This is a genomic window from Bacillus sp. FJAT-42315, from assembly GCF_002797375.1.
Taxonomy (GTDB): domain Bacteria; phylum Bacillota; class Bacilli; order Bacillales; family Domibacillaceae; genus Bacillus_CE.
Genome location: NZ_KZ454941.1, coordinates 3,372,048 through 3,375,733, shown reverse-complemented (window position 1 = coordinate 3,375,733; position 3,686 = coordinate 3,372,048). Strand labels below are relative to the sequence as shown.

Here is a 3,686-nt window from a genome sequence, read left to right as displayed (position 1 = left end):
CTCTATTACATCAAGGAAATGATGAGCGAAAAATCGAATTAACACCTGTAGGAACAAGATACGAATCAATTTGTAAGGAGCTTTTAGGATGAAAGTATTAGCGATTGATACATCTACATATACGCTTGGAGTAGCTCTTTTGGATGGGGAGCAATTAATAGGTGAATATATAACGGATTTAAAGAAAAATCATTCATTGCGGGCGATGCCAGCCATTGAGGCGGTGCTAAAAGAATGTGAGGTACAGCCATCAGAGCTTGATAAGATTGTTGTTGCGAGAGGGCCTGGTTCATATACGGGTGTTCGTATTGGGGTAACGATTGCGAAGACGTTGGCTTGGTCTTTGCAGATTCCGTTGTCAGGCGTCTCTAGTCTTGCGACGGTCGCTGCTTCAGCAAAATATTTCCCAGCTTATATTAGCCCTATTTTTGATGCAAGAAGGGGACGAGTATACACTGGGTTATACCGATTTGAGAATGGAGAGTTGATCACTGTGAAAGAAGATCGAAATCTATTGCTTGAAGATTGGTGCAAGGAGTTGAAGGAGTTAAATCACCCTGTTTTATTTGCAGGTAAGGATGCGACTCTTCATAAAGAAACGATTACAGACATGTTAGGAGAACAAGCAATCATTGGAGAGGCTAGTGTTCATTCACCACGACCGTCTGATTTAGGTCGACTTGGTTTACGTGCACCAGCTGAAGATGTGCACTCGTTTGTACCGAATTATATTCGTCTCGCTGAAGCGGAAGCGAAGTGGTTAGAAGCGCAACAAGGAGCAGAAGAACATCATGGTTGATTTAGCTGTACGTGAGATGACGCTTGATGATGTTGAGGGCGTATATGAAATTGAGAAGAGTAGTTTTTCTGTGCCTTGGACGAAGGACTCATTTTATAAAGAGATTGATCATAATTTGTTTGCTTTGTATCATGTAGCTGAGTCAGATGGTGAAGTGGTCGGTTACTGTGGTATGTGGATTGTGCTAGATGAATCACAAATTACGAATATTGCGATTTTGCCCTCTCATAGAGGACATGGTTTTGGAGAAAAGCTTCTTGTGCATGTGATGAAAGCAGCGAAAGAAAAAGGGGCTACCGTGATGACATTAGAAGTGAGGGTGAGCAATACACCTGCTCAAAATTTATATAAAAAGCTTGGTTTTCAGCCAGGTGGGATTCGCAAAAACTATTATTCCGATAATCAGGAAGATGCATTAGTAATGTGGGTGAGGTTATGATGAAAAAAGATACGTATATACTAGGGATCGAAACAAGTTGTGATGAAACAGCCGCGGCTATCGTAAAAAACGGCAGAGAAATTGTGGCGAATGTTGTTTCTTCGCAAATCGAAAGTCATAAGCGTTTTGGCGGAGTGGTACCTGAAATCGCTTCTCGTCATCATGTGGAAGAGATCACAATTGTAGTTGAAGAAACGTTGAAACAAGCAGAAATGACGTTCAAAGAGTTAGATGCAATCGCAGTGACGAAAGGCCCTGGCTTAGTGGGGGCACTTTTAATCGGTGTAAATGCAGCGAAGGCTTTAGCGTTTGCTCATAACCTGCCATTAGTAGGCGTTCATCATATTGCTGGTCATATTTACGCCAATCGAATCGTTGAGGAAATGGCTTTTCCATTATTGTCACTCGTTGTTTCTGGCGGTCATACGGAGCTTGTGTTAATGAAGGAGCATGGAGCATTTGAAGTGATTGGAGAAACGCGTGATGATGCGGCTGGTGAAGCGTACGATAAAGTGGCCCGGACATTGAACCTACCATATCCAGGAGGTCCACATATTGATCGCATGGCCGCAGAAGGAGAAGCTTCTATCGATTTCCCGAGAGCTTGGCTAGAGGAAGGCTCTTATGATTTTAGCTTTAGTGGGTTAAAGTCAGCGGTGATTAATACGCTTCACAATGCAGAACAACGTGGGGAACAGTTGAAGCCTGAAGATATTGCAGCAAGCTTTCAAGCAAGTGTTATTGACGTGCTAGTGAAAAAAACAATCCGGGCTACGAAAGAGTTTCATGTAAAGCAAGTGCTTTTATCAGGAGGCGTGGCAGCAAATAAAGGATTGCGAAAGGCATTAGAAGAGCAATTTGCTACGTTGCCAGAGGTGGAATTGATCATTCCTCCGCTTAGTCTTTGTACAGATAATGCAGCGATGATTGCTGCTGCTGGTACTGTGCTATTTGAGCAAGGAAAACGAGATGATTTCGCTATGAATGGTTATCCAGGGTTAGATCTTGAGCAATTTTAATGAGAAGCTGTCCGATAAGAAGGACAGCTTTTTATCGTTCGCAAATTGTTGATAAATTGTGAATAAATAAATATCATTTGTTGATAAGGTGCTATGTGATTTGATTGAAAACTGTTGATAATGTGGATAAAGATATATGTTTTTGTGGATAAAGGGGATAACATTGTTAAGGTATTGTAAATAAAGTGTTTTGTATGTGGATAAAATTGTGTATAAAAATCGCCAGAGCATGTGTCTCTGGCGATTAGAGGGTTAATCTTGAAGAAGTTCCCACTCTTCCATTAACTTGTCCACTTCTGATCGATTCTTCTCAAGTTGTTCATTGAGTTCGAACGATCGTTCATGGTCTTGAAATATTTCTGGCTGACATAATAGCTCTTCGGCTTCGGCAATGTCTGCTTCGATTTTCTCAATTTGTTGTTCAATTTCTTCCAGGCGTCGACGCTTTTGACGTTCGAGCTTCTTCTGCTCTTTATCAACATAGTAAGCAGAAGTATCACTAGAGCTCGTGTCTGTTTTGGTCGCAACAGCGGCTTCTTCTATCATCGCTAATTCTTCCTGCTCTAGTTTTTTAGCGACGTAATAATCATAGTCTCCGAGATATTCAGTCAGCCCTTCTGAAGAAAGCTCAAGTACTTTAGAAGCTAGTCGATTGATAAAATAGCGGTCATGAGACACGAATAAAATCGTTCCTGGATAGTCGATTAATGCATTTTCTAGTACTTCTTTGCTATCTAAATCAAGATGGTTCGTCGGCTCATCGAGAATCAAAAAGTTGGATTTTTGCATCATCAATTTAGCGAGAGCGAGGCGAGCTTTCTCACCGCCACTCAAAGTTGAAACGGGTTTTAATACATCGTCACCTGAAAAAAGAAAGTTGCCTAGTACTGTGCGAATATCTTTTTCCGGGGTGCCTGAATAGTCATCCCATAGTTCGTTTAATACCGTTTTATTCGAGGTTAATTCTGCTTGCTCTTGATCGTAATAGCCGATAGAGACATTCGTTCCGAGCGTAAATGCACCCGCTAATGCAGGCAGTTTATTGACGACTGTTTTCAAGAGGGTCGATTTCCCAGCTCCATTTGGTCCAACAAGCGCGATACTGTCTTCTCTTGAAACGAGTGTTGTTAAGTCGTTAGAGATCGTTTTCTCTTGATAACCGATAGATAAGTCATTGACTTTTAACACTTCATTCCCGCTTTGTTTCTCAATCGTAAACAAAAAGTTGGCCGATTTCTCATCTCCATCTGGACGGTTCATTAATTCCATCCGCTGTAGCTGTTTTCTTCGGCTTTGTGCTCGTTTCGTTGTCGAGGCGCGGGCGATATTGCGTTGAATAAAATCTTCAAGCTTCGCGACTTGTTCTTGTTGCTTTTCAAACATTTTCATTTCTTTTTCGTACTGTTCCGCTTTTTGAACTAAATATTTG

4 protein-coding genes and 2 other annotated features (2 of these 6 cut by a window edge) are annotated in these 3,686 nt (G+C 41.4%); of the genes, 3 read left to right on the top strand and 1 reads right to left on the bottom strand.

Translation table 11 applies throughout. The features are described from left to right. Positions 1-73 (top strand) — a sequence feature (16S ribosomal RNA rRNA prediction is too short) (it extends 192 nt beyond the left edge of the window). A gap of 15 nt (positions 74-88) precedes the next feature. Genes tsaB through tsaD form a run of 3 tightly spaced genes read left to right on the top strand, consistent with a single transcriptional unit; the run spans position 89 to position 2,257 of the window. Then, positions 89-799, top strand: coding sequence for a tRNA (adenosine(37)-N6)-threonylcarbamoyltransferase complex dimerization subunit type 1 TsaB (gene tsaB / locus CEF22_RS16450; RefSeq protein WP_100403717.1), 711 nt, complete (start codon positions 89-91; stop codon positions 797-799). Beyond that, positions 792-1,238 carry a ribosomal protein S18-alanine N-acetyltransferase gene (rimI, locus tag CEF22_RS16445; protein ID WP_100403716.1) on the top strand — a complete coding sequence of 149 codons (447 nt, stop codon included), beginning with the start codon at positions 792-794 and terminating at the stop codon, positions 1,236-1,238. The genes tsaB and rimI overlap by 8 nt, the downstream gene beginning before the upstream one ends. Further along, positions 1,238-2,257 (top strand): tRNA (adenosine(37)-N6)-threonylcarbamoyltransferase complex transferase subunit TsaD, encoded by a 1,020-nt coding sequence (tsaD, locus tag CEF22_RS16440; protein ID WP_100403715.1) that lies wholly within the window; start codon positions 1,238-1,240, stop codon positions 2,255-2,257. The genes rimI and tsaD overlap by 1 nt, the downstream gene beginning before the upstream one ends. Before the next feature lie 252 nt (positions 2,258-2,509). Here the strand turns inward: tsaD and CEF22_RS18615 are convergent, their stop codons facing one another. Continuing rightward, complete coding sequence (locus tag CEF22_RS18615) at positions 2,510-3,646, bottom strand: ABC-F family ATP-binding cassette domain-containing protein (RefSeq protein WP_157843259.1); 1,137 nt, start codon at positions 3,644-3,646, stop codon at positions 2,510-2,512. 12 nt (positions 3,647-3,658) lie between these two features. Beyond that, positions 3,659-3,686 (top strand) — a sequence feature (23S ribosomal RNA rRNA prediction is too short) (it continues 79 nt past the right edge of the window).